General features: G+C 69.6%; 25 protein-coding genes. 15 read left to right on the top strand and 10 right to left on the bottom strand.

Annotation, left to right across the window (positions count from 1 at the left end; genetic code table 11):
* The first annotated feature begins 16 nt into the window (after positions 1 to 16).
* Both ACX28W_RS28450 and ygfZ read left to right on the top strand, forming a co-directional pair.
* Complete coding sequence (locus ACX28W_RS28450) at positions 17 to 487, top strand: Fur family transcriptional regulator (protein WP_459002499.1); 471 nt, start codon at positions 17 to 19, stop codon at positions 485 to 487.
* A 34-nt stretch (positions 488 to 521) separates the two neighbouring features.
* Entirely contained in the window at positions 522 to 1,487 is a 966-nt protein-coding gene (gene ygfZ, locus ACX28W_RS28445; protein ID WP_459002498.1) for a CAF17-like 4Fe-4S cluster assembly/insertion protein YgfZ, read from the top strand.
* 12 nt (positions 1,488 to 1,499) lie between these two features.
* Here the strand turns inward: ygfZ and dtd are convergent, their stop codons facing one another.
* Positions 1,500 to 1,925 carry a D-aminoacyl-tRNA deacylase gene (dtd, locus tag ACX28W_RS28440; RefSeq protein ID WP_459002497.1) on the bottom strand — a complete coding sequence of 142 codons (426 nt, stop codon included), beginning with the start codon at positions 1,923 to 1,925 and terminating at the stop codon, positions 1,500 to 1,502.
* Between the two features lie 216 nt (positions 1,926 to 2,141).
* Between dtd and ACX28W_RS28435 the strand changes: the two genes are divergently transcribed.
* Positions 2,142 to 2,852 (top strand): RsiG family protein, encoded by a 711-nt coding sequence (locus tag ACX28W_RS28435; protein ID WP_459002496.1) that lies wholly within the window; start codon positions 2,142 to 2,144, stop codon positions 2,850 to 2,852.
* 178 nt (positions 2,853 to 3,030) lie between these two features.
* On the top strand, positions 3,031 to 4,035 hold the full coding sequence (locus ACX28W_RS28430; protein ID WP_459002495.1) for an asparaginase: 1,005 nt from the start codon (positions 3,031 to 3,033) through the stop codon (positions 4,033 to 4,035).
* Positions 4,036 to 4,360: 325 nt separating this feature from the next.
* Here the strand turns inward: ACX28W_RS28430 and ACX28W_RS28425 are convergent, their stop codons facing one another.
* Complete coding sequence (locus ACX28W_RS28425; RefSeq protein ID WP_459002494.1) at positions 4,361 to 4,546, bottom strand: hypothetical protein; 186 nt, start codon at positions 4,544 to 4,546, stop codon at positions 4,361 to 4,363.
* Between the two features lie 205 nt (positions 4,547 to 4,751).
* On the opposite strand from ACX28W_RS28425, the gene ACX28W_RS28420 reads away from it, so the two are divergent.
* A complete protein-coding gene (locus tag ACX28W_RS28420; RefSeq protein ID WP_459002493.1) occupies positions 4,752 to 5,660 on the top strand; it encodes a winged helix-turn-helix domain-containing protein in 909 nt (302 codons plus the stop codon).
* Positions 5,661 to 5,686: 26 nt separating this feature from the next.
* On the opposite strand, the gene ACX28W_RS28415 is transcribed toward ACX28W_RS28420, so the two are convergent.
* Entirely contained in the window at positions 5,687 to 5,875 is a 189-nt protein-coding gene (locus ACX28W_RS28415; protein WP_459002492.1) for a hypothetical protein, read from the bottom strand.
* Positions 5,876 to 6,070: 195 nt separating this feature from the next.
* On the opposite strand from ACX28W_RS28415, the gene ACX28W_RS28410 reads away from it, so the two are divergent.
* Together ACX28W_RS28410 and ACX28W_RS28405 are read left to right on the top strand one after the other, a co-directional pair.
* A complete protein-coding gene (locus ACX28W_RS28410; RefSeq protein ID WP_459002490.1) occupies positions 6,071 to 6,961 on the top strand; it encodes a GntR family transcriptional regulator in 891 nt (296 codons plus the stop codon).
* Entirely contained in the window at positions 6,961 to 7,713 is a 753-nt protein-coding gene (locus ACX28W_RS28405) for an HAD family hydrolase (protein WP_459002489.1), read from the top strand. Before ACX28W_RS28410 ends, ACX28W_RS28405 begins: the two co-directional genes overlap by 1 nt.
* Before the next feature lie 48 nt (positions 7,714 to 7,761).
* On the opposite strand, the gene ACX28W_RS28400 is transcribed toward ACX28W_RS28405, so the two are convergent.
* A complete protein-coding gene (locus tag ACX28W_RS28400) occupies positions 7,762 to 7,962 on the bottom strand; it encodes a hypothetical protein (protein WP_459002488.1) in 201 nt (66 codons plus the stop codon).
* A gap of 192 nt (positions 7,963 to 8,154) precedes the next feature.
* Between ACX28W_RS28400 and ACX28W_RS28395 the strand changes: the two genes are divergently transcribed.
* A complete protein-coding gene (locus tag ACX28W_RS28395; RefSeq protein ID WP_459002487.1) occupies positions 8,155 to 9,066 on the top strand; it encodes a GntR family transcriptional regulator in 912 nt (303 codons plus the stop codon).
* Positions 9,067 to 9,247: 181 nt separating this feature from the next.
* Positions 9,248 to 11,485, top strand: coding sequence for a phosphotransferase (locus ACX28W_RS28390; protein ID WP_459002485.1), 2,238 nt, complete (start codon positions 9,248 to 9,250; stop codon positions 11,483 to 11,485).
* A 60-nt stretch (positions 11,486 to 11,545) separates the two neighbouring features.
* Here the strand turns inward: ACX28W_RS28390 and ACX28W_RS28385 are convergent, their stop codons facing one another.
* Positions 11,546 to 12,517, bottom strand: a complete 972-nt coding sequence (locus ACX28W_RS28385; protein ID WP_459002484.1) for a zinc-binding dehydrogenase — start codon at positions 12,515 to 12,517, stop codon at positions 11,546 to 11,548.
* Positions 12,518 to 12,628: 111 nt separating this feature from the next.
* On the opposite strand from ACX28W_RS28385, the gene ACX28W_RS28380 reads away from it, so the two are divergent.
* Together ACX28W_RS28380 and ACX28W_RS28375 are read left to right on the top strand one after the other, a co-directional pair.
* Positions 12,629 to 13,243: a TetR family transcriptional regulator gene (locus ACX28W_RS28380; RefSeq protein ID WP_459002483.1), complete on the top strand. Its 615-nt coding sequence runs from the start codon at positions 12,629 to 12,631 to the stop codon at positions 13,241 to 13,243.
* A gap of 104 nt (positions 13,244 to 13,347) precedes the next feature.
* Positions 13,348 to 15,390 carry a HelD family protein gene (locus ACX28W_RS28375; protein WP_459002482.1) on the top strand — a complete coding sequence of 681 codons (2,043 nt, stop codon included), beginning with the start codon at positions 13,348 to 13,350 and terminating at the stop codon, positions 15,388 to 15,390.
* Positions 15,391 to 15,536: 146 nt separating this feature from the next.
* Here the strand turns inward: ACX28W_RS28375 and ACX28W_RS28370 are convergent, their stop codons facing one another.
* Together ACX28W_RS28370 and ACX28W_RS28365 are read right to left on the bottom strand one after the other, a co-directional pair.
* On the bottom strand, positions 15,537 to 16,400 hold the full coding sequence (locus ACX28W_RS28370; protein WP_459002481.1) for a nitroreductase/quinone reductase family protein: 864 nt from the start codon (positions 16,398 to 16,400) through the stop codon (positions 15,537 to 15,539).
* Positions 16,401 to 16,778: 378 nt separating this feature from the next.
* Positions 16,779 to 17,687, bottom strand: a complete 909-nt coding sequence (locus tag ACX28W_RS28365) for a sigma-70 family RNA polymerase sigma factor (RefSeq protein WP_459002480.1) — start codon at positions 17,685 to 17,687, stop codon at positions 16,779 to 16,781.
* Between the two features lie 124 nt (positions 17,688 to 17,811).
* Here ACX28W_RS28365 and ACX28W_RS28360 point away from each other — a divergent pair, with 124 nt between their 5' ends.
* Complete coding sequence (locus ACX28W_RS28360) at positions 17,812 to 18,582, top strand: SDR family oxidoreductase (RefSeq protein ID WP_459002479.1); 771 nt, start codon at positions 17,812 to 17,814, stop codon at positions 18,580 to 18,582.
* A gap of 356 nt (positions 18,583 to 18,938) precedes the next feature.
* Here the strand turns inward: ACX28W_RS28360 and ACX28W_RS28355 are convergent, their stop codons facing one another.
* The gene (locus ACX28W_RS28355) at positions 18,939 to 19,166 is read right to left on the bottom strand and encodes a DUF6355 family natural product biosynthesis protein (protein ID WP_459002569.1); all 228 of its coding nucleotides are present in this window, start codon (positions 19,164 to 19,166) and stop codon (positions 18,939 to 18,941) included.
* Between the two features lie 538 nt (positions 19,167 to 19,704).
* Here ACX28W_RS28355 and ACX28W_RS28350 point away from each other — a divergent pair.
* The 3 genes from ACX28W_RS28350 to ACX28W_RS28340 all read left to right on the top strand — a co-directional run bounded on the left by ACX28W_RS28350 (position 19,705) and on the right by ACX28W_RS28340 (position 21,416).
* Positions 19,705 to 20,196 carry a helix-turn-helix domain-containing protein gene (locus tag ACX28W_RS28350; protein ID WP_459002478.1) on the top strand — a complete coding sequence of 164 codons (492 nt, stop codon included), beginning with the start codon at positions 19,705 to 19,707 and terminating at the stop codon, positions 20,194 to 20,196.
* A gap of 174 nt (positions 20,197 to 20,370) precedes the next feature.
* Positions 20,371 to 20,964 carry a hypothetical protein gene (locus tag ACX28W_RS28345; protein WP_459002477.1) on the top strand — a complete coding sequence of 198 codons (594 nt, stop codon included), beginning with the start codon at positions 20,371 to 20,373 and terminating at the stop codon, positions 20,962 to 20,964.
* 116 nt (positions 20,965 to 21,080) lie between these two features.
* Entirely contained in the window at positions 21,081 to 21,416 is a 336-nt protein-coding gene (locus ACX28W_RS28340) for a DUF2516 family protein (RefSeq protein WP_362067280.1), read from the top strand.
* A 49-nt stretch (positions 21,417 to 21,465) separates the two neighbouring features.
* On the opposite strand, the gene ACX28W_RS28335 is transcribed toward ACX28W_RS28340, so the two are convergent.
* A complete protein-coding gene (locus ACX28W_RS28335) occupies positions 21,466 to 22,785 on the bottom strand; it encodes a PP2C family protein-serine/threonine phosphatase (RefSeq protein WP_459002475.1) in 1,320 nt (439 codons plus the stop codon).
* 377 nt (positions 22,786 to 23,162) lie between these two features.
* Positions 23,163 to 24,257, bottom strand: a complete 1,095-nt coding sequence (locus tag ACX28W_RS28330) for a C40 family peptidase (protein ID WP_459002474.1) — start codon at positions 24,255 to 24,257, stop codon at positions 23,163 to 23,165.
* Between the last annotated feature and the right edge of the window lie 153 nt (positions 24,258 to 24,410).

Below are 24,410 nucleotides of genomic sequence, written 5' to 3'. Positions count from 1 at the left end.
CCCTAGACTTTCCAGTGTGGTGAGCACCGACTGGAAGAGCGACCTGAGGCAGCGCGGCTACCGGCTGACGCCGCAGCGCCAGCTTGTCCTCGAAGCCGTGGACACCCTGGAGCACGCGACCCCCGACGACATCCTCATCGAAGTGAGGAGAACGGCGTCGGGGGTCAACATTTCCACCGTCTACCGGACCCTGGAGCTCCTGGAGGAGCTCGGCCTGGTCAGCCATGCGCATCTGGGGCACGGGGCGCCGACGTACCATCTCGCGGACCGGCACCACCACATACACCTGGTGTGCCGGGACTGTACGAACGTCATCGAGGCCGACCTCTCGGTCGCTGCGGAGTTCACCGCGAAGCTCCGTGACACGTTCGGCTTCCAGACGGACATGAAGCACTTCGCGATCTTCGGCCGCTGCAAGGAGTGCGCGGCCAAGCTCGGTACCGAGCCGGGTGCCGAGCTCGATACCGATCTCGGCACCAAGAAATAAAATCGGCGATTACTCGGTCGTAGGCTGTGTGGATATGAAGAGCCCCCTCCTGTCCCTGCCCGGCGCCGTTCCCGCCGAGGGTGTGGACGAAGAGGTCGCCGCACACTACGGCGACCTGTTCCGCGAGCAGCGCGCCCTCGCCGACGGCACCGGTTTCGTGGACCTGTCGCACCGCGGCGTCGTCACCGTCACCGGCGACGACCGGCTCAGCTGGCTGCACCTGCTGCTCACCCAGCACGTCAGCGACCTCCCGGTGGGCCGCGCCACCGAGGCGCTGATCCTCTCCGCGCACGGCCACGTCGAGCACGCGCTGTACCTCGTCGACGACGGCGCCACGACCTGGGCCCACGTGGAACCCGGCACCCAGGACGCGCTGATCGCGTACCTGGAGTCCATGAAGTTCTTCTACCGCGTCGAAGTCGCCGACCGCACCGCCGACTTCGCGGTCGTGCATCTGCCGGCCGGCTCCATCGCCGAGGTCCCCGAGGGCGTCGTCGTACGCGAGACGCCGTACGGGCGTGACCTCTTCCTTCCGCGCACGGACCTGGAGTCGTACGCCGCGAAGACCGGCCCGGCGGCCGGGCTGCTCGCGTACGAGGCGCTGCGCGTCGAACACCACCGGCCGCGGCTCGGCTTCGAGACCGATCACCGCACCATCCCGCACGAGCTGGGCTGGATCGGCAGTGCGGTGCATCTGCAGAAGGGCTGCTACCGGGGCCAGGAGACCGTCGCCCGGGTCCAGAACCTGGGCAAGCCCCCGCGCCGGCTGGTCTTCCTGCACCTGGACGGCAGCGAGGTGCATCTGCCGCCGCACGGCACCGAGCTCCGGCTCGCGGACGACGGGCCCGAAGGCCGGAAGATCGGTTTCATCACCACCTCCGTACGCCATCACGAGCTCGGCCCGATCGCCCTGGGCCTGGTGAAGCGGAACGTGCCGGTGGACGCGCGGCTGCTGGCCGACACGACCGCCGCGGCGCAGGAGGTCGTGGTCGAGCCGTAGCCGCCGTACGGGCTACATCTCGACGATGACCGTGAACGGGCCGTCGTTCGTCAGCGAGACGCGCATCTGCGCGCCGAAACGGCCCGTCGCCACCGTCGCGCCCAGCGCGCGGAGTTGAGAGACCACCTCGTCGACGAGGGGCTCGGCGACGTCGCCGGGGGCGGCCGTGTTCCAGGTGGGACGGCGTCCCTTGCGGGCGTCTCCGTACAGGGTGAACTGGCTGATCACGAGCAGTGGCGCGGCGATGTCACTGCACGACTTCTCGTCGCTCAGCATCCGGATCGACCAGAGTTTGCGGGCGAGTTGGGCCGCCTTCTCCTTGGTGTCGTCGTGCGTGACGCCCACCAGGACGCACAGCCCCTCGCCACTGATCTCGCCGACCGTCTCGCCGTCCACGACGACGCTCGCGCCGTCCACCCTCTGCACCACCGCACGCATGGGGACCATCATGCCGTGCGGTCGAAGAACTGCTTCAGGGGGTCCTTTCGGGCCTCGATAGGGTCCTTTAGGGGGGTTTCTTTTTGCTCCTTACCCCCCCATCTGGGGCCTATCGGGAGCACTCGGTCACATAGCGGCCACTTGGGGTGGCACGATGCGTGTGTTGCGGTGCAACCGTGGGGTGGACCGCACCGGTCGAGGGGACGGTAGAGGCACATGAGCACACCGAGTACCGGGCAGCCGTCCGGGGTGTCATTGACCCGTACGAGTCCGCGGGCGGGAGGCGGTCGCGCCGGAGCCCATCGCCCTCCGACGCAGCGCATCGACAGCGCGCTGCCCCTGGATCCGCCCGCGCACGATCTGGCCCTGCTGCGGCTGCCCGAGCTGCGGACCCTGCGGCGTGACGCGCAGCGGGACGAGGCCGACCTCAGCTATGTGCGGCGGCTGCTCCAGGGACGTATCGACATCCTGCGGGCGGAGCTGGCGCGGCGCGGGGGCCTGCGGGCGCAGGCTTCGGGCGCGGGTTCGGGGTCGGGTTCGGGTACGGCCTCTGGGTCGGGCTCGGGTTCACGGGGGGCGGCGGTCGTCGAGTCCGGAGGCGCGCCCTCCGTCGTCGAACGGCTCCCGGAGATCCTCACGGACGCGCCCGCCCGGCACCGTTCGTCGGCCCGCCATGTGACGGTGGGCACGCCGCACGGCGAGGAGTACCGGCGGCTGGCCTCGGACATGCTCTCCGAGGTGGAGCTGTCGGACCTGGAAGCCCGTACGGACGACGAGCTCGCCGCGGGAATGGGGCGGCTGGTGCGCTACGAGCAGCAGGTCTCCCGGCGGCGCCAGCAGCTCCAGCGCACGGCCGACGATTGCAGTGCCGAGATCGCCCGCAGGTACCGTGAAGGTGAAGCACAAGTAGACGACCTGCTCATGTGACGCGGTGGCCCCCGGCGACCCCGGAGGGCGCACGCGGTGGTTGTGGCGGCGCCGGTGCCCGGGACATCCGGCGCCGGGCCGCACGACTGACTCCGCCCTGTTCCGTGGTCGCGTGCGGCCGCGACCGGGAAAGCCCGGTGCCGCCGGGGCGGGTCCCCGTCCCGGAAGGCCACCGCCGATGTCCGCCCCCCGCGCAAACCCCTCCATACCCTCTGTTTCCTCGGTCCCTGTTTCTCCGGCCCCTGTTTCTCCGGTACTCGCAGAGGTCGTCCGGTCCGGGTTCGTCGAGGGGCACCATCGGGGCAGCCTGGTGCTGCTGGCCGCGGACGGGGCGGTCGAGCGGGCGGTGGGTGACGTGACGGCGCCGATCTTCCCGCGCTCGTCGAACAAGCCGATGCAGGCGGCGGGTGTGCTGCGGGCCGGCCTGGAGCTGACCGGCGAACGTCTGGCCCTCGCCGCCGCCAGCCACTCCGGAGAAACCTTCCACCTTGATCTCGTACGGAAGATGCTGGCCGATCACGGGCTGAGCGCGACGCAGCTGCAGTGCCCGCCGGATCTGCCGCTGGACCCGACGGAGGCGGAGACGTATCTCGCCGCGGGCGCCGTGCGCGACCGGGTCACCATGAACTGCTCCGGCAAGCACGCGGCGATGCTCGCGGTGTGCGCGCTGCGGGGCTGGCCGCTGGACTCGTACCTCGACCCCGGGCACCCGCTCCAGCAGCTCATCCACACCGTGGTCGAGGAGGCTGCCGGGGAGCCGGTCGCGGCGGTGGGTACGGACGGTTGTGGGGCTCCGCTGATGGCGATCACCCTCACGGGCCTGGCCCGGGCCTTCCGCTCCTTCGTCCTCGCGGCTCCCGGTTCCGCAGAGCGCCGGGTCGCCGACGCGATGCGGGCTCACCCGGAGTACGTCGCCGGTACCCGGCGTCCTGACACCTGGCTGATGCGCGAGGTGCCGGGGTCGCTCTCCAAGATGGGCGCGGAGGCTGTCCAGGCGGTGGCCCTTCCCGACGGCCGGGCGCTTGCCTTCAAGATCGACGACGGTGGCGGGCGGGCGCTGGGGCCCGTGCTGGGGCGTGCGCTGGCTCTGCTGGGGGTGGACGCGCCGGTGGCGTCGCGCATCGGGCGGGCTCCGCTGCTGGGGGGAGCGCGTGAGGTGGGGGAGGTTCGGGCGGCGTTCTGAGCGGGCCTGAAGGCCTCGTGCCACGAAGGGCGCCGAACTCACTGTGGAAACAGGTGAGTTGGCGACCCTGTGGCCGGGTGGCGAGGGGGAAGGGCGGGAGAGCGCCGCCTCCGTTGTCGGCGCCCTGCTCCGCACGTCCGGGCCACCGTGGTGCCCGGAGCACTTCCGAGTCGTACTCCTGTCTTTTCTTTCGCCTCCTTCTTCTTCTCGTGGTGGGGTCGGTCATCCGTAGTTATGCAGTTGTTTTCGGTGACGCGGACTGACCGAGCTCCCGGCTCCCCTCCGGAAGGGAGCCCGGTCAGCCGGACTGCCGGACGGCGTCCGATCAGCCGGACTGGGCGAGCAGCACCACGAGGATCACGGCCCCGATGCCGCTGAGGGTGGTGTTCTTGGCCTTGAGGCCAATGGTCAGCACGGCGAATGCGATGAGGCCCATCGGGCCGTACTTCCACTGGACGAGTTGTTCGAATCCGATGGCGAGGGCGGCGATGGCGAAGGCGATGAGCGGCATGACGGTCCCTTCTTGGGGACGGGGAGGTGGACCCCCGCTGGGACCGTCCACCTGGTCGACTGATGCGACTCAGGCGGCCAACCCCCGGGAAGTTTGACCATGTTGCTCAAGTTGGCGACCAACTCACTCATACTTATCTCCGCGTTGGGTCGACTCATAACCACCTATCCGGCAACTGCCCAAAGATGGCGGGAAGTTGTAGTGTTTGGTCGTGGAACCGGAACACGCCGCCGTCAATGGGCGGAACAGGTCACCACGGCCACAGTGGTCACATCGCGAGGTGGCCGACGAGCTGCGCAGCCGGATCAGGTCCGGTCAGCTGCGGCCGGGACAGCGCATGCCCACGCAGGCCAAGCTGGCCGATGAGTTCGGGGTCGAGCGCGGGGCGGTCCGTCAGGCGCTGCGCATCCTGCAGTCCGAACGTCTGCTCGTCAACGTGTCCAAGGGGAGCCCGGCGACCGTCGCCGACACCGTGGAACGGGCTCTGACCGGCCCCGAAGCCTCGCCGCAGCCCACCACGGTGGCCCTCGGTGGGCGGATAACGGCAGCCTTCGCGGCCCCCCATGTGGAGATCGACGCGCTGTGCCTGACGTCGATATCACTGACCCTTTCCATGGGCGAGCCCCTCCGGCAAATTCATGCGGGGCGTATAAAACCGGCCAGGGTCGACGTCCGCTTGCTGCTCCCCAGCAGCGACATCGACCTCGCCTTTCCCGCCCTGGTGGACGCGTCGGCCGACGGCCGGCTCCAGCGCAACTGGCTGGCCAACCGTAATGCCCAGGGCCAGGTGCTGCGGCACAACCTGCTCGCCCTGCGTGCCACGCACGGCATCGACGTCAACGTCTCCTTCCGTGCGCTGCCCTTCACCCCGCCCGTGAAGTTGTACCTGCTCAACGGGGCTGAGGCGCTCTTCGCGTACTACACCCTGACCAGGCGCGAGGAGGAGATCGACCACGAGTACCTGGAGATGTACGACGTCCAGGGCACCCAGTCCATGCTGTTCCCCTTCGCGCAGGGGGCCGGGCTGCGGGACACCACGTTCGTGGAGCAGTCCCACCTGTGGTTCAACGCACTGTGGGAGACCATCAGCTCGGAGCTGCTGCTCTCAGGCTGAGGCCTCCCGGCCGGGCGGGATGCGGCTCACAGGGCGGGGCCCGCGACCATCAGGGCGAGGACGACCGCCCCGATGGAGCTGCAGGTGGGGCTCTTCGCCTTGATTCCGATGCTGAGGAGCAGCAGGCCGACGATGCCTGCCGGGCCGTACTGCCATTCCACGAACTGGTTGAAGCCGACGACGAAGAGGGCGGAGAGGAGGGCGATGGCGGGCATGGTGGGTACTCCTGCTTCTACTGTGGCGTGGTGGTTCCTCTGGGGTGGGGCGCGGGTGGGACTCGGGGGTGGGAGGTAAAGCTTCCGCCAACTTGGCCAAGTTGGCGACCAACTCTGATTAAGTTGTCCCCACTTGGCTAGGAGTCATAAACAACTTTCAAACAACTCCCTGTAGATGGAGGGGAGTTGTAGCGTTTGGTCGTGACCCAGGAGAACGTTGCAGTGAACGGCAGCAGAAGGATCTCGCCCCAGGGGATCGCCGACGTCCTGAGGGAGCGGATACGCGTCGGGGACCTCAAGGCGGGAGACCGCCTGCCGACGCAGGCCGAGTTGGCGGAGGAGTTCGGCGTCGAGCGGAGCACCGTACGGCAGGCTCTCCGCGCCCTCCAGGACGACGGCCTGCTCAGCAATGTCAGCAAGGGAAGCCCGCCGCGGATCGCCTCGACGACGCCGACACGCGACGAGCCGCAGACGACGATGGTCGGTCTGGCCCCCCGTCTGGCGGAGGCGTTCTCGGCGCCTCATGTCCGTGTCGACGCCGCCTGCCTGACCGCGGAGACGCTGATGCTGGCGGTCGGCGAACCCGTTCGCCAGATCCATGAGGGCCGCATCCGCCCGGAGTCGATCGACGTCCGCATCCTGCTCCCGTCCCGGGAGATCAACCTGGCCTTCCCGGTTCCCGTCGACGGCCGCCGTGACGACGACGGCGACGGCGACCCGGTCCACGAACGCTGGCTGGCCCAGCGCAACGCCCAGGTCCACGTCCTCCAGCACAACCTCCGCGCCCTGCGCTCCTCGCACGGCATCGACGTACGGGTGACGTTCCGGGCGCTGCCCTTCACCCCGCCCGTGAAGCTGTACCTGCTCAACGGTGTCGAGGCTTTAATCGCCTACTACATGGTCATGCGGCGCGAGGAGGAGGTGGCCAGTGGAACGCTGGACATGTACGACGCCGTGGGGTCCGAGTCCCTCCTCTTCTCCTTCGAGAAGCGGGCCGGCCAGCGGGACGCCGCGTTCGTGGAGCAATCCCAGAAGTGGTTCGACGCCCTCTGGGAAACCATCACCACGGACCTGACACTCTCCTAGTGACTTCTGATACGGCGCAGACCGAACTGGTGACAACCGAACGGGTGACAGCGCAGACCGAGAATCTGCGGGGAGTGATCGAACGCGCCCGCTTCGTGCTCTTCGACTTCGACGGACCGATCTGCCGGTTGTTCGCGGGGCACTCCGCGGAGGATGTGGCGAAGGACCTGGTGGAGTGGCTGGAGCGGCAGGGGCTGCGAGGGCTGCTGACGGAGGAGGAGCAGGTCCACCCGGACCCGATGGTCGTCCTGTACGCCGTCCACCGGCGCCACCCGCACAGCGATCTGGTGGCCGAACTGGAGGAACGGCTCACCCAGCAGGAACTCAAGGCGGTGCCCTCCGCCTGGCCCACCCCGTACGCGGATCCGCTGATCCGGACCTGGAGTGCCATCGGCGCGCGGCTGGCGATCGCGACGAACAACTCGGCCCGCACCGCATTCAGCTATCTCGCGAGCCGTGATCTCACCGAATGCTTCGCCCCCAACGTCTACGGCCGCACCGAGAACCTGCACCACCTCAAGCCGGACCCGCACTGCCTCAACCGCGCCCTGAACGCCCTGGGCGCCGCCCCCGCCACCGCCCTCATGATCGGCGACGCCCCCTCGGACCTCCTCGCCGCCCGACAGGCCCACGTCCCGTTCCTCGGCTACGCGCGTAACGCCTACAAGGAGAAGCTCCTCCGAGAGGCGGGGGCCGAGGACGTGGTGGGCTCACTGGAGCCGGTCTTGCGGGTCCTTCGGGGGCAGGCCTGAGGGGCGGGCCCGAAGGAGCCGTTCCTGAAGGTGCTGGTCCTGAAGGCGTCAGGCCTGAAGCTGAAGGGTCAGCAGGAAGAAGAGGCCCGCCAGCACCCCGGCCGACCAGCGGGCCAGGCGGGGATGCTCCGCCTGTACGCCCAACAGGGCCACCGTGAACAGGACCAGACCTGCGAACCCGAGGTGCGTCCGCACCAGTTGGGATATCCAGAACTCGATCCCCGTGCCTACCAGTTGGAAGAAGACCACGTACCCCACCCCGTCCGCTTCAGTGAACCGATCAACTAGTCGTCCAATTGGACTGATTGCCTTGGCTCTGGTCTGCCCTGTCTGGTTGATCCCTTAACGGTCGGTCCACTTCCAGCTTTACGGCGGCCGAACCCAGCCGCCAATGTGACTGGAAGCGGTTTGCTCCTGGGTGGGGCGAGGTACCGTCGCGGTGTGACGGAAGAACGCGGCGAGACAGGCGGCACGGAGTTCGAGCGTGTCCTGGAGATGCTGCGTGGGGGTATCGCCGACGGCACGTACGCGGTGGGCTCCCAGTTGCCCCCTCAACGGGAACTCGCCGAGGCGTTCGGGGTCTCGCGCGACACGGTGCAGCGGGTGGTGCGGGAGCTGATCAGCGAAGGCTGGATCAAGTCCCGTCAAGGCAGCGGGACGCGGGTGGTGAAGAGCCCGATACACCTGGTGGCGCCGAAGACGGAGGCTCCCCGGGTGCGCGCGGCCCTGGGCACCTTCGTCGCCCGTGCCTTCGCCCGACCCGTCGTACAACTGGATGTTTTCACCCTCACGTCCGAGTCCCTGGACGCTCATATCCGATTGCAGGCCGAGAACATCCGCCTCGGGGAGGTGCGGCCCGACCGCATCGAGCTGCGCATACTGCTGCCTTCGGAGTCACTCGAGCTTCCCTATCCTCGCGCCAAGAAGGCGGACGAAGGCGCGGAGCCGCAGGAACCCGGCCAATTGGACCGGCTGCATGAGCAGGTCCAGGAGCGGTTGCGGGCCATCACCCGGCGGCACACGATGTCGCTGCGTGCCGCCCTGCGTGATCTCCAGGGCGAAGGCCTGGTGGCATCCGCGAGGGTGGAGATTCGGCACGTACCGCTGGTTCCGGCGTTCAAGCTGTATCTGCGCCCGCGGGCCGAGGCGTTGTTCGGGGCGTACGAAATAGTGGAGCGGGCCATCCTGCTGGACGACGGCACGGAGATCGACGCCATCGATGTGCTCGGCCTGGGCTCGACACTGACCCGCCACGTCAACGACGAGGGCGACCCGGACTCCTCCGGGTCTGTGTTCATGGAGAACATGCAGGCCTGGTTCGACTCCTGCTGGAACCTGCTCGCGGAGCCCTGAGCGACTCGGGGTCGATCGAGCCTCCAACGGCGCGATGTTTCCGAGAGGTACAACTCTCTCTCAAGTAAGCACAGATTCCGGAGTCGGCTCGGCCACGCGCTCGGGTGGGCACTAGGGTGTGCTCACCCTAGTTGTGGTGCATGAACATCAGCGATATCGCACAGTTATTCAGGAGTGACCCGTGGGCGTTCCGCCGATGCCGGGCCCGCCTGGCCCGCCCGCTCTGGAAAGCGCGGCGGACACGGCGTACGAGGCCTTTGTGCGCTATGCCAGGGCGCTCGGCTCGTTCGGCCGAGGACACCACAACCGGAACTACATGGTGCGGCCGCTCACGAAGGAGGCCTCCCGTCTGGTGGCCTGCGAGGGCGGGGCACCGGTGACGGTGCGGGAGCGGATTCCCTCGGCGCTGCCCGTGGTCATCAGGACCTGGCAGGACGAGGCGGAGATCCTCAACACGATCAGCGGAGTGCTGCCGCACGTGCCGCGGTGCCTGGTCAAGCATGGGGACCTGACCATTCTCAGCTACGTGGAAGGCGTGCCGCTGTCACGCGTCTGCCCCGACGGCAACCATGTGGACAGCGGTCTGATCGCCGCTCTGGCGGGTCTTCTCGCGGACATGACGCAGGTGCGCAGGCAGCATCTGCCTCCGCTGCCGACGTCCTGGCCCCGCTCCAGCCGGGACAGCAGAGCCTTTCTGCGGGCGTTGGCGTTCGCGGCGGAGGAGCAGATCCGGCAGCGCAACTGGGCCGACTTCGGGGGACTGTTCGCGATGCTGGGCATCCCCGAAGACGCGCTGGTGCGCTTCGCGGAACGGGTGCCGGCGCTCATCAGCCGCCCCTTCAGCCTGCTCCACACGGATCTGCACCGGGACAACGTGATCGTCTCCTATGACGGCGATCCGCCACTGATCTGCGTCGACTGGGAGCTGGCGACGTACGGTGATCCGCTGCACGACCTCGCCACACACCTGGTGCGGATGAAGTACCCCGATTACCAGCGGTCCGAGGTGGTCGAGACGTGGCGCGAGGTCATGGGGCGGCGGCGCCCCAAGGCCGTGCATGGTCTCGACCGGGACCTGAGGCACTACCTGGCCTTCGAGCGCGCGCAATCCGTCTACCCGGATGTGATGCGCGCCGCCACCTCGCTCGGCGACTCCATCGACCAGCCGCAGCTGGACGCGGCGACACGGGCGGTACATCGGGCCCTGTTGGAGGCCGAGGAGCCGCTGCGGCTCATGAGCGTGCCGGACGAGGCCGGGATCGAGCGCATTCTCTTCCGCTGGAACGAGTCCCACGGAGGCCGGCACAACCGGGACAGGTCGGTCTCGCAGATCGTCTGGAAACGCGACCCTCGAGTCCCGCCGCATCCGGAGTTCTCCGCATCCTCCGTCAGCCAGGCACTGTTCGAGGAGGGGGCGGCCTCCGCGGACCGCGTGTTCAAGGGAACGGCCCATCTCAACACGGCGGTCCGTGTGTCGGGAGTCCCGTTTCCCGTCATGGTCCGCCGGAAGGTCGGCTCGGCGAATGCTCGGGAGCGCCGGTTCCTGAACGAGCACGTCGTCCTGGACGCCATCGAGCGATCAAACGTTTCTGTCCGTGCCCCGAGAGTGCTGGCCCTGGGGACCAGTGGCCTGCAGGAGCAGTTCACCATCCACTCGTACGAAGGGCCGGCCGACGAGTTCCGCCCGCCGGATCACCCCGCGGACGGCCTGCGGCCGCACGAGGCGGACGATCTCGTGGATCAGCTCCGGGCTCTGACCTTCGTCGCTTGCGAACAGCTGGATCCCGATCTGGACGGGTGGGACTTCTACAGGGGTCTTCGAGACGAACTGGTCCGCATGGTGAACGAACTCCCCAAGGCCACCCGGGATTTGACCCGAGAACTGGGACTCCCCAACGGCTACCGTCTTGGCGAGATCCTCGACCGCCACACCCTGGCCCCACGCCGGCCCGTGCTCCTGCATGGCGATCTCAATCCGTGGAACCTCGTGCGCCGGGAGAACGGTGGCCTGATCCTCATCGACTGGGAGATGGCGATCGTCGGCGACCCGCTGTACGACCTGGTCCGCCACATGCATCTCACCCCCACGCGCCCGGAGATCCGCGAGCGGCTGTTCTCCCGCTGGGATCGTCGGCTGCCGGAAGACTGCACAAAGGGCTGGCGCGAGGACTGGCGTGTGTACCGGTGGATGGAGGTAGTCCGCTCGGCCTATGTGGACCTCGACCGCCTCGTGACCGGCGACAGCCTGGATGCCCCCAACGTCCGCCGGGCGGTGGACTCCTATGCGATGACCCTGGCCGAAGCCACAGCGGCGCTGGGGCTCTCGGGCAAATTGACCGCGAACCCCTATCTTGCCCGTGCGCTGCCGCACGGAGGCCATGGAGGTCGACGGTCAGCCGGGGTCTCCGCGGACGTCTGACTCGTCACACCGCTCGGAGACTTCCCGCAGGACCAGGCATTCATAGGCGGCGCATCACCGTCACGCCTCCAACAGCACCTTCCCCACCAACCTCCGCTTCTCCACCGCCGCATGCGCGTCCCCCGCCCGCTCCAGCGGAAACACCTCCCCGATCACCGGCCGCAGTCGTCCCGCCGCCGCCTCGGTGAAGGCGTCGGAGGTGAGGCGGTGCAGGTCGGAGGGGGTGAACTGGACGTCCCCGATACCGAAGAGCCTGATGCCCCGACGGGTGGCCTCCTCCGGGTCGAGGGCGGCGAAGCCACCCGTGGGCGCGCCGTGGGCCGAGAAGCGGCCGCCGTCGGCTGTCAGCGACAGGGCGGCGGCACCCACGTGACCGCCGACACCGTCCAGCACGACGTCCGCGCCCTCGACGGCCCCGCCGAGCGCCCGGCGGGCGGCGGGCACCCAGTCGTCCCGGGTGGCGTCCACCGCGTCGTCCGCCCCCAGCTCCCGTACCAGAGCCAGCTTCGCGTCCCCCCGGGCCACCGCGACCACCCGGGCCCCGCGCGTGTGGGCCAGTTGGACGAGCAGGGTGCCCATGCCGCCGGAGGCGCCCAGGATCAGCACGCGGTCGGTGGGGCCCACGGCGGTCAGTTCGAGCAGGCCGAGCGCCGTGACGCCGTCGTGGACCAGGGCCGCGGCCGGGAGTAGGTCCAGTGAGTCGGGTACGACCGTCAGCGCCGACACCGCGGCCACGGCCCTCTGCGCGTAACTGCCCGTCACGAAGGACGTGACCCTGCGCCCCCGCCAGTCGGCGGGAACGCCCGCTCCGAGGGCGCCGACGACACCGGACACGCCCCCACCGGGAACGTACGGAGGCGCCACCGGGAAGTAGTCGCCGCCCCAGCCCGCCCGCAGCTGGGTCTCCAAGAAGAGCGTGTCCGCGTACGCCACCTCGATGACGACCTCGCCCGGCCCCGGGACGGGGTCGGGGATCTCCACGGGGGCCAGGACCTCCGGGCCGCCGAACTCCTTCACCTGTGCTGCTCGCATCCCATGCTCCTGCCTAAAGAACCCGCGAAGACCTCTCGCGAGCAGTCTTCGACCTCAAGCCCGATTGAGGTCAAGCGCGGACGGCCCCGCCCGATGCGTAGGCTCGGGGTCATGGGTGAGATCGGGCTGCGCGAGCGCAAGAAGCAGCGGATGTACCAGGCTGTCTCCGACATCGCGATCGGACTCTTCCTCGAGAAGGGGTTCGACGCCGTGTCCGTCGCGGAGGTGGCGGCCGCCGCCGAGATCTCCAAGCCGACCCTCTTCCGGTACTTCCCGGCCAAGGAGGATCTGGTCCTGTACCGGTTCGCCGATCACGAGACGGAGGCCGCGCGCGTCGTCACCGGCCGCGCGGAAGGGCAGTCGGTGATCGAGGCCCTCCGCGAGCACTTCCTGGACGGCCTGCGCCGGTACGACCCCGTCACCGGACTCAACGACCACCCCGCAGTCCTCGCCTTCCATCGGCTGCTCTACGGGACCCCCTCGCTGGTGGCACGCGCTTACGCGTACTTGGAGCGCTCGGAGGCGGCGCTCGCCGAGGCCCTCGGCGGCAACCTCGACGCCCGGATCGCCGCCGGACAGATCACCGCCGTACGACGCATCCTCGCCCAGGAGAACTGGCGCCGGATCGCGGCGGGGGAGCGGGCGACGGAGGTCGGGCGGGATGCCGTGGTCGCGGCCGAGCGGGCGTTCGCTCAGCTCGGGGCGGGGCTTCCGCGGTTCGCGTGAGCATCGAGCCGGAAGTTGTTCAGTGGCCGCTCATCTGAGAGCCATCCGGCAGTTACTTGGTAAGGAAATTAACTCGGTTACGTTATTCCGGTATTCTTGACGGAATGACGTCACCGGACCCTGCCCTCGCCCGCTCCCTCGCCCAGGAACGCGCGTACCACGACACCTGCCGTGCCGCCCTCGCCGCCATGGTCGAGGGCGCCGAGGAACAGGTCGTCACCGGCGAGGACGTCTCCGCCTCCGGTGCCGACGCCGAAGTGCTCGGCCGCCGGCTGCGCAGCAAGGCCAAGGAGATGCGCGAACTCCCCGAAGGCCCGCTGTTCTTCGGCAAGCTCGACTTCGAGCGCGCGGACCGTGCGGCCGGTGACCACGCCGGCCAGAGCTACCGCATCGGGCGCCTGCGCATCACCGAGCACCCCGCCGCCCCGCCCCTCGTCGTCGACTGGCGAGCCCCCGTCTCGCGCGCCTTCTACCAGGCGAGCGCCCGCGACCCCCAGGGCGTCGCCGTCCGCCGCCGCTTCGGTTGGGCGCCCGGCAGCCGAGGCGACTCCGCCGACCTCACGGCGCTCGAGGACGAGCACATCGGCACCGCTCAAGCGGCGGAAAGCCGCATTCTCGCGGGCGAGATCGAACGCCCTCGCGTCGGACCCATGCGCGACATCGCGGCGACCATCCAGCCCGAGCAGGACGATCTCGTACGAGGAGACCTCGCCGCCTCCGTCTGCGTGCAGGGCGCCCCCGGCACCGGCAAGACGGCCGTCGGCCTGCACCGGGCCGCGTACCTCCTCTACACCTACCCGCAGCGCATCCGCCGCGGCGGACTGCTGATCCTCGGCCCCAACCGCACCTTCCTCTCCTACATCGCGGAGGTGCTGCCCGCCCTGGGCGAGACCGGCGTACGGCAGTCGGCGATCGGGGACGAGATCGCCCGCCACCTCGTCAAGGCCTCGGCCGAGGACGACGAGCGCGCCGCCGTCGTCAAGCACGACGTGCGGATGGCGGAGGTGCTGCGCCGGGCCCTGTACGGGAGGGTCGGCGGCGAGGTCGACTCCCTCTCCGTGCCGGACGGTTCGTACCGCTGGCGCGTCCCGGCCGGCGAACTCCGGCGCATCGTGGACGGCGTACGCGCCGAAGAGCTCCCGTACGCCGTCGGGCGTGAGCGCGTGCGGACGCGGGCCGTGCGGTACGTGCGGGAGCAGGCCGAATGGCGTGCCGGGCCCTGTACCAACGCCTGGGTGCAGAAGATCTCCCGGGCCCGGCCGGTCAGCGCGTACGTCGACGCGGTCTGGCCCCGGGTGCGACCCGAGGAGGTCGTCGCCGAACTCCTCACCGACGCCGAGGCGCTGGCCGCCGCCGCGGACGGGGTACTGGACGCCGAGGAGCAGAAGGCGATCCTGTGGGCGAAGCCGCCGCGCTCGTACAAGTCGGCGCGGTGGTCGGCCGCCGACCTCGTCCTCCTCGACGAGGTCGCCGGACTGATCGAACACCCGGAAGGGTACGACCACTTGGTCGTCGACGAGGCACAGGACCTGTCACCGATGGAGTGCCGGGCGATCGCGCGCCGGGCGTCCTTCGGGTCGCTGACGGTACTGGGGGACCTCGCGCAGGGCACCACACCGTGGGCGGCTCGGGACTGGAGCGAACTGCTCGGACACCTGGGGAAGCCGGACGCGGCCGTCGTGCCGCTGACGACCGGGTTCCGGGTACCGGGCGCCGTCGTCGAGCTCGCCAACCGGCTGCTGGCGCGGCTCGACGTGCGCGTCCCGCCACCGCGATCCCTGCGCGGAGAGGGCGAGTTGCGGGTCGCGGAGGTCCCCGACGTACTGCCCGCCACCGTCGACGCGGTGCGCCGCGCGCTCGCCCACGAGGGGTCCATCGGCGTCATCGCGGCCGACGCGGAGGTCGTACGGCTGCGGGAGACACTCCATGCCGCGGGGATCGAGACCGCAGAGCCCGACGAACTGGGCGCGCGGGTCACGGTGCTGCCCGCCACCCTGGCCAAGGGGCTCGAGTACGACCATGTCGTGGCCGTCGAGCCGGCGGCGGTCGCGGAGGCGGAGGCGCGGGGGCTGCACCGGTTGTACGTGGTGCTGACGAGGGCGGTGTCGCGGCTGGATGTGGTGCACGCGCGCCCGCTGCCCTGGTGATCTGCTGATCTATCAAGGAAGGGGCTGCCTGTCGCGGAAGAAACCGCCGGTCGGACCGTCGTCCGGGACGGTGGCCGCCCGGACGACGCTCGCGGCGCCCTCCGCGACGTACGGGGGCGGTCCGATCACTCGGCTCGCCGCTCGCCTCAGCGGGCGGTCGTGGTCGCCGCCGCGTCCAGGATGGGAATCAACTGCGCTTCCTCATACGTCAGATGGGCTTCGAGCTCGTCCGTGAGGCGCACCACCTCCGGGAGTACGCGGGCCGGGTCCGCGTACTCCTCGCCCACGACCCGGCGCAGCTCTTCGGCCAGTACGGCGATCCGCTGGTGCTCGTCGCGCAGCCGGTCCAGGGCCGGGGCGAGTTCGGGGACGCGGTCGGCGAGGACGCGGAAGATGCCGATCTCCTCCCCGGTGTGGTGGTTGTGCAGGCCATGGCAGAGGGTGAGGCAGTTGACGCGGAGCTGGGCGCCGAGGGCGGAGCCCGAACCTGGTGTCATGAACTCCGTGCGAATCAGGGCGAGTTCGCGCCGGAAGCCGTCATGGATGACCTTCAGGGCCTCGCCCATGGAGCCCGCGTTCACGTTCGGCGGGCCGTCGTGCGCGATCGCGTGCAGCGCCACGACGGGGATGACGCGGTCTGTCTTCGCCTGGTACTCCGCCCATCCCGGGTCGGCCTCCACCGCGCGGGCGAAGAGACGGTCGCGCTCGGCGCCTTCGAGTACGACGGCCTCCGCGTCGTACAGGAAGACACCGCTCTCGACACTCACGCGCGGGTTGGCGACGAGGTTGAGGAACCAGTCCGGGTGCTTCGGCGCGCCCCCGGCCGAGGCGATGACGAGGACCCGCTCGTCGCCGTCGGGGTAGTAGCCGACGGGCGTCGTGTGTGGGGTTCCCGTCCGTGCGCCGGTGGTGGTGAGCAGGAGCAGTCGGGCTCCCTCGAAGTATCCGCCGACTTTTCCGTGGTGGGTGCGGAACTCGTCGATGACTTGCTGGTTGAAGTCGTTGGGCATTCTCTGCTTTCTCCGTTTTCTTCGCTCTTTTGTTTTTGGGCAGGGGTAATCGCCACGCGGCGCGTACGCGTCCGTGAGGGAGGGGAATGAGGGGGAGGCGCGAAAATCCGCAAGCGGAACGCGCAAAGAATGAGAGAAGAAAAGGGTGGGCGGGGATCTACCCCGCTCCGGCCTCACTCGGAGGCCGGGCAACCAACTCGCTCACGGCACAAGGCCGACCCGGCAGTCATGGGCGCAACGGTAACGCCACACGGGCGCCGAGGCAATGCCGTATTTCTTTGGCGCTTTTATCGGGAACGGCGTCGCTCTTCGGGGGCGGCGTCAGTCTTCGGGGATGGAGTCGGTCTTCGAGAACGGCCTCCGTCTCCGGGAACTGCGTCAGTCTTCGAGAACGGCGATATCGAGCCGGCGCAGCCGCTCCCGCTCCGCAACCACATCGATTTCGGTGATGAGCCCGTCCACGATCGTGAAGGCGAGCACCAGGGAAAGCCGACCGTGCGGGGCCATCGCCAGCCCGACCGTTCCGTCGATGAGGGCGAGCCCGGTGAACCGGGCGCGCCCGGTGGCGGCCATCGCGCCCTTGGCCACGGTGTGGGCACCGCGGACCACGACGGGTTCGGACGTGGGAACGACGGCCTTGTCGGCGTGCAGCACCACGTCGGGGTGGAGCAGGGCGACGAGCGCGTCGAAGTTCCCGCCGCGGGTGGCGGCGAGGAACGCGTCGACGACCTGGCGCCGACGGGCCGGATCGGCTCCGGGCAGCGGATGGGCGCCCTTGACCCGGCGCCGGGCGCGGCTGGCGAGCTGGCGGACGGCGGCCGGGGAACGCTCGAGCATCGGGCCGATCTCGTCGAAGGGCACGGCGAACATGTCGTGCAGCACGAAGGCGAGCCGCTCGGCCGGCGCCAGCGTGTCGAGTACCACCAGCAGGGCCACCCCGACCGAGTCGGCCAGCACCGCTTCCTCTTCGGGATCCCGGCCGTCCTGCGGGCCGACGGCCGCATCGGCCGACGGTACGTCGAGGTGGAGGTCGAGGCGTACGTCGAGGGACTCCTCGCGCCGGCGCTCGCGTGTGCGGAGCAGGTTCAGGCAGACCCGGGCCACGACCGTGGTCAGCCATGCGGCGAGGTTCTCGACGTCGCGGGTGTCGGCGCGGCCGGCACGCAACCAGGCTTCCTGGAGGGCGTCGTCGGCCTCGCTCACCGAGCCGAGCATGCGGTAGGCCACCGCCCGCAGAGGGGACCGGTGCTCCTCGAAACGCTCCGCCGTCAACGCGCTCTCGCTCACCGTGTCACATTCCTTCCGCGCGGGGTGTCAGAGCAGTAGACCATCGAGAACCCGCTGATGGGACAGGGGAGTTCGAACCCTCAGGGCTCTTCGAACCCCCGGTCCCCGCGAACTTGGAGCAGCCATGACGTCACCCATCCTGGTCACCGGCGGTACGGGCACGCTCGGGAGCCACGTCGTCCCCCTGCTGCGGGCGGCCGGGCACGACGTACGGATTCTGAGCCGCCACAGTCCCGCATCCGCGCCGGACAGCGGCATCGAGTACGTCGCCGTCGACCTGCTCACGGGCGAGGGGATCGAGTCCGCGGTGGCGGGCGTCGAAACGGTCCTGCACCTCGCGGGCGGCACCAAGGGCGACGACCGGGTGACGCGGAACCTGGTGCGGGCCGCGGCGAAGGCCGGCGTGCGGCACCTCGTGTACATCTCGGTCATCGGGGCGGACACGTTGCCGCTCGGCTGGTTCAAGACCCAGCTGGCCGCGGAGAAGGCAGTGACGGAATCCGGCATTCCGTGGACGATGCTGCGCGCGGCCCAGTTCCATGAGCTGGTCCTGACGATGGCCGAGAAGATGACGAAACTGCCGGTCGTCCCGGTCCCGGGCGGTCTGCGCTTCCAGCCGGTGGACTCGCGCGAGGTGGCGGCCCGGCTGGTGGAACTGACGCTCGGCGATCCGGCCGGCGCGGTGCCCGACCTGACCGGCCCCAAGGTGTACGGCGTTGGCGACCTTCTGCACGGCTACCTCGAGGCCCGCGGCAAGCGCCGCCCGCTGCTGCCGCTCCGGATGCCCGGAAAGGCCGGCCGCGCCTACCGGGCGGGCGACAACCTCTCCTTCGACGGCGCCGACATCGGCAAGCGCACCTGGGAGGACTTCCTGGCGGAACGGGAGGCGAGCTGACGGGGCTCACGGAGGTCCACGTCAGCCTGGCGGAGCCGCGCATCCAGACCGCGGGGCTTCGGCATCCTCGCCGCCCGCGACCTGGTCGCTCTGGGTGCCCGCGTGTACGCAGGCGCCGTCGTCGCCGTACGGCCGGACGCCCTGCGCCCCTCGACGGAGGCCGCGGATTCGGCGAGCAGCGTTCCCGCCTCGCCCGTCCGGCCGCGGCCGACGACCCGCTCGGCCTCGCCGAGAAGTTTGCCGGCCGGTAGCCCCGCGTCTGCGGCATGATCGGCCGAACCGGTCCTGGGCGTCGCGGACGTGCGGGCAGGTCGGGTGCTGCCACCTACATCCGTGGGCCGCACAGGGATGGGATATCAGCAGGTGCGATTGACGTAGCGCGCGCCGTCGATCTTGCTGGCCGAGCCCAGCCAGGTGACGCCGGGGCCCACGCACTTCTCGTAGTTCGGGCCCCAGACCTCTACCTCGATGACGACGCGCGAGCCGTCGCTCGTGCAGTGGTTGTAGTACGCGTCGCTGCCCGTCTCGTAGAACCCGCAAGGGTTGGCGGCGGCCGTGGCGGGCGCGCCGAGGACGAGTGCCATGGCGCTGGTGGCGGGGACCACGGCGGCGATGGCGGTGAACAGGAAGCGGCGGACGCTCATGGACGATCTCCTTGTGAGTGCGCGAGGCCCGAAGCCGGAAGGCTCGGGCACAGGCAGCATCGATGATCACCAAGCGGTGGGCCCAGCGTTTTCCCCGTACGAGGTACGTAGTTCACGCTCCCGGGTGCTTTCGACGCCCGCACCGTTTGCCGCCCGACTCGGGCCGGTCCGGAGCCTCCACCGATCCCTGAGCGGTTCAGAACGCCAGGTCACCGGCTTCCGGAAGCTCGGGATATCCGCATGCCCAGTGTCCGGGGACGGCCGCCCGGATCGACTCCCAGGTCAGTGGCTGTCCTGGCTGAGATCCCGCAGACGTACAGGGGAGCTGCCAGGCTGCGGCGAAATCCCGGACGAAGGCCCAGGCTCGCCCCTGTCGGGTATCCCGCCCTGCGGAGTGCGTAGGGGCGTGCGCATGGCGCGGCGCACTTTTGCAAGCGGGTGCTTGCAATTGTTAGCAGGGATGCGGCAAGGTGGAGGCATGGCATCGCTCAACGTCGGGAATCTCGGTGAGTATCTGCGTGAGCAGCGGCGCAACGCGCAGCTGTCGTTGCGCCAGCTCGCCGAGGCCGCCGGGGTGTCCAATCCGTATCTGAGCCAGATCGAGCGCGGGCTGCGCAAGCCGAGCGCGGAGGTGTTGCAGCAGGTCGCCAAGGCGCTGCGGATCTCCGCCGAGACGCTGTATGTGCGGGCCGGCATCCTCGACGCCGAGCGGGACCGGGACGAGGTGGAGACGCGCGCCGTCCTCCTCGCCGATCCCACGCTGAACGAGCGGCAGAAGCAGGTGCTGCTCCAGATCTACGAGTCCTTCCGCAAGGAGAACGGGTTCGAGATCACCCAGGACATGGCGCACGACTCGGCGCAGGACATGGCACAGGGCATATCGGATACCCGGCACCCGCAGGACACCGCAGTCCTGGGCCCCCGCACGGCCGACGGCAGCGATGCCGGTCCGCAGCAGACCGCCGGTTGACGAGCAACAACAGCATGAGACGAGCAACAACAGCACTACCTGCACCACTTGCACCGCCTGCACCACTTGCACCGCCTGCACCATCAGTACCGCCGGCAACAGCCGCAGACCGACCGGTCTCGCCGCGGACCACCAAAACCCTCAGTTGAAAGCGACTCCGGGAGGACCCTCGCCATGGCCATCACCGACGACATCCGCAAGGCCGCCACGGACCCGACCCCGCTGTACTTCCTGGCCGGCACCGCCGACCTGGCCGTCCAGCAGGCCAAGAAGGTCCCCGGCCTGGTGGAGCAGATCCGCGCCGAGGCCCCGGCGCGCATCGAGACCGTACGCAACATCGACCCGAACACCGTCCAGGAGAAGGCCTCCGCCCGTGCCAAGGAGGCGCAGGAGACCATCCAGACCAAGGTGACGGAGTTCATCAGCACCCTCGACACCGATCTGAAGAAGCTCGGTGAGTCCGCTCAGGACATCGCCCTGCGCAGTGTCGGCGTCGCCGCCGAGTACGCCGTGAAGGCCCGGGAGACCTACGAGAAGGTCGCCGAGCACGGCGAGCAGACCGTGAAGACCTGGCGCGGCGAGGCCGCCGAGGAGATCGAGGAACTGGCGGTGGCCGTCGAGCCGAAGGCGGAGCCCGTCGCGGTCAAGGGCGAGGAGAAGCCGGCCGCGGCCGCCGCCGAAGCCACCTCGGCCAAGAAGCCCGTGGCGAAGAAGCCCGTCCCGGTCCGCAAGCCCGTCGCCAAGAAGGCGACGCCGCCCGCGAACTGACGCGCATCAAGAAGATCACTTAGGTGGAGGAGAACGGGCCGGGCACTCTCAGAGTTCCCGGCCCGTTCTCCGGGTACGGTGGCCATAGAGACGACTCGACCCGGGCGGTGGGCATAGTGCTGTTGACGGCATTCAGCGGCTTCATGTCGGTGATCTTCCTTGCCATGCTGGTGCTCGCCGTGGTGGCACTGGTGATGGCCGCGGTGGCGCGCGACGACGCGTATCGCGCGGCCGACAAGCAGAACAAGATGTTCTGGCTGATCATCCTGGGCGTCACGGTCGCCGTGAACCTGCTGGTCCCGATGATCTTCCTGCAGATCGCCGGCCTGGTCGCCACGATCGTCTTCTTCGTGGATGTCCGCCCCGCGCTCCGTCAGGTCTCCGGCGGTGGCCGCGGCCGCGGCGGAAGCAGCAGCGACGGCCCTTACGGCCCCTACAACGGCGGCCGCTGACCCAGCCGACCGCCCACCGTCCCGTCCCGGTCTCCCAGGCGTACGACGGTTACGGCGCCCGGTCCAGCAGCAGTACCGCCACGTCGTCCGTCAGCTCCCCACCGTTGAGCTCGCGCACCTCGTTCACCGCGGCTCGCAGCAGCTGCTCGCCCTCCATGCCCTGAGAGAGCTGCCGGCGGATCATGTCCACCATGCCGTCCTGGCCGAGCCGCTGGTTGCCCTCGCCGACGCGGCCCTCGATCAGGCCGTCCGTGTAGAGCATCAGACTCCACTCGCCGCCCAGCTCCACCTGCTGGCGTGGCCAGCGGGCGCCGGACAGCAGGCCGAGCGCCGGGCCGCCGTTCTCGTACGGCAGGAGCTCGGCGGGGCGGCCGGGGCGCGCTATCAGCGGCGACGGGTGACCGGCCAGGCAGAGCCCGGCGCGACGGCCGTCCGGCGCGATGTCCACCGTGCACAGCGTCGCGAAGATCTCGTCGTTCTCACGCTCGTGCTCCAGGACCTGCTGGAGCGTCGAGAGCAGATCGTCGCCGCACAGCCCCGCGAACGTCAGCGCGCGCCAGGCGATACGCAGCTCCACGCCGAGCGCCGCCTCGTCGGGCCCGTGCCCGCAGACGTCGCCGATCATGGCGTGCACCGTGCCGTCGGCCGTCCGGACCGTGTCGTAGAAGTCGCCGCCGAGCAGGGCCCGGGAGCGCCCGGGGCGGTAGCGCGCGGCGAACCGCAGCGTCGATCCCTCCAGGAGAGGGGTCGGCAGCAGGCCGCGCTCCAGGCGCGCGTTCTCCTGGGCGCGGAGCCTCGACTCGGTGAGCCGTCGCTCGGCCCTGTCGGAACGTTTCCGCTCCACCGCGTACCGGATCGCGCGGCTCAGCAGCCGACCGTCCAGCTCGTCGCGGAACAGATAGTCCTGGGCGCCGACGCGCACGGCCTCCGCGCCGCGCTCGGAGTCCCCGGACGCGGTGAGCGCGAGGACGGCGTGCCGGGGGGCGAGCCGCAGCACGTGCTTGAGCGTGGCCAGCTCGTCGTCGCTCTCGGCGGCTCGGCCCGGGGCCGGCAGCGCGAGGTCGAGAAGGAGGCAGTGGACGTCGTCGGTGAGCAGCCGCTCGGCCTCGGTGAGGTTGCGGGCGGTACGGATGCGGATCGGCTTACCGGCCGCGTCGAGCATTTCGGGCACGCTCAGCGAACCGGCCGGGTCGTCCTCGATGACCAGCAGGGTCAGGTTGGTGGAGCTGTGGTCGGCCGGGGCCGCGGCGACGGGCGCCGATCCTGCTCCGGCTGGGGCTCCGGATGGGCCGACGGGTGAGAACGCGGCTGGACCCTGACCACTCTCCACGGCCGGGATCGCTCTCTGCCGCGGTACGGGTACGGGCATCGTCTGGGTTCCTTCCCTCCCCCCGAGGGCGTGGTGGGGTCGAAGGTCCTCGACCCACCGACGGGGACCATAGCGGTAGCGGACGCCGCAGCGGAATGGTGTACGGCACGGCGTCCGGCAAACGGCCACCGTCATATGCCGCATCCTGTACCGCACTTGGACAGGATGCGGGTTTGCCGGGAATGACGAACGTCACGTCCCCGAGGTTGACGGGGGCCGGCAACCGTGGGGTAGGTCACGTGCCGTGCGTCACGTGCGGCGACGCCGATATGTCCTCAATTGCCGGACGGGCTCGACCTCAATCGCCGGACCGACTCGACCTCAATCGCCGGGTGGGCCCGACCTCCTCGGCCGGCCCGGGCTCCACGCCTCACGCCTCACGCGTCCGGCCGTACGACTCCCAATATCGGCATCGAACCCGCCCCCGCGATCGTCACCGTCCGCCCGGGCCGTGGCGCGTGCACGATCGCGCCGTCGCCTACGTACATCGCGACATGGCTGGCGTCGTCGAAGTAGATGATCAGGTCGCCGGGGCGCATGTCCTCGATGTCGACCCGGGTGAGCTGCTTCCACTGCTCCTGCGAGGTGCGCGGAATGCCTTGGCCGGCGGTGACCCAGGCCTGTGAGGTCAGCCCCGAGCAGTCGTACGACTTCGGGCCCTCGGCGCCCCACTCGTACGGTTTGCCGATCTGCTCGGTCGCATACTTCACGGCCTCCTTGCCCAGCCCGGACGCCTTGCCGTTGATCTCCGAAAGAACGCCGGAGCTCAGCCAGGCCGTCTGCGCCTTGTACGCGGCCTCCTCCTGCAGCTTCGCCAGCCGCTCCCTCTCCGCCTTCTCCAGCTGGGACTCCAGTTTCTCGGCGGCGGAGATCTGCTTCGTGATCTCCTTCTGGGCCTCGGCCTTGGCCTCGCGGTTGGCTTCCAGCTTCTTCCACTGCGTGGAGGCGTCCTTCGCGTATTGCTCCAAGTCCTGCTGCGTACGCGTCATCTCGGCGAGCAAGCCCTTGGTCGCGTGCTCGCCCTGGCGCACCCGGTCCGCGCCGGCCAGGTACTCCTGGGGGTTGTCGCTCAGCCACAGCTGCACCTCTGGCGGCAACCCGCCGCCCCGGTACTGCGACCGGGCCGCGGCGCCCGCGAGGTCCTTCAACTTGTCCAGCTCCGACTGTCCCTTGACGATCTCGCGGGCCAGGTCGACGATCTCGGCGGACTGCTGCGTGGCTTTCTCCTCCGCCGCGTTGTACGCGTCCGTGGCGACCGCCGCGTCGTGATAGAGGGCGTCCAGCTTCTTGCGGACCGCCTCAAGGTCCTTGCTTCTCTGGGGGGTTGTCGGGGTGGGCGTCGGTGTGCCCGCGCCGGCGCCTGTGGGTGTCGGTGTCGGGCTCGCGTACGCCACGCCCGGTGCTGCCAGCACCGCGCAGGCGCAGGCCAGGACCATGGCCGCCGTGGTCAGGCTCCGCTTGCCGGATCCCATTGCTCCGCCCCCAAACTGATTTACCGTCAGTAACTTACGGACGCCTCGGGATCGTGCCACGCCGTCGCGCAATACGACAGAGGCGGGCAAGAACTCCCTTCCCCCCGGGCCCCCTTCCGCAAGACGATCTCCCCACCAGTGTGACGAACCAGT

The sequence above is a fragment of the Streptomyces sp. SD15 genome (assembly GCF_054462255.1).
The sequence above is the reverse complement of the archived record's forward strand: the minus strand, read 5'-3'. Positions and strand labels throughout refer to the sequence as shown.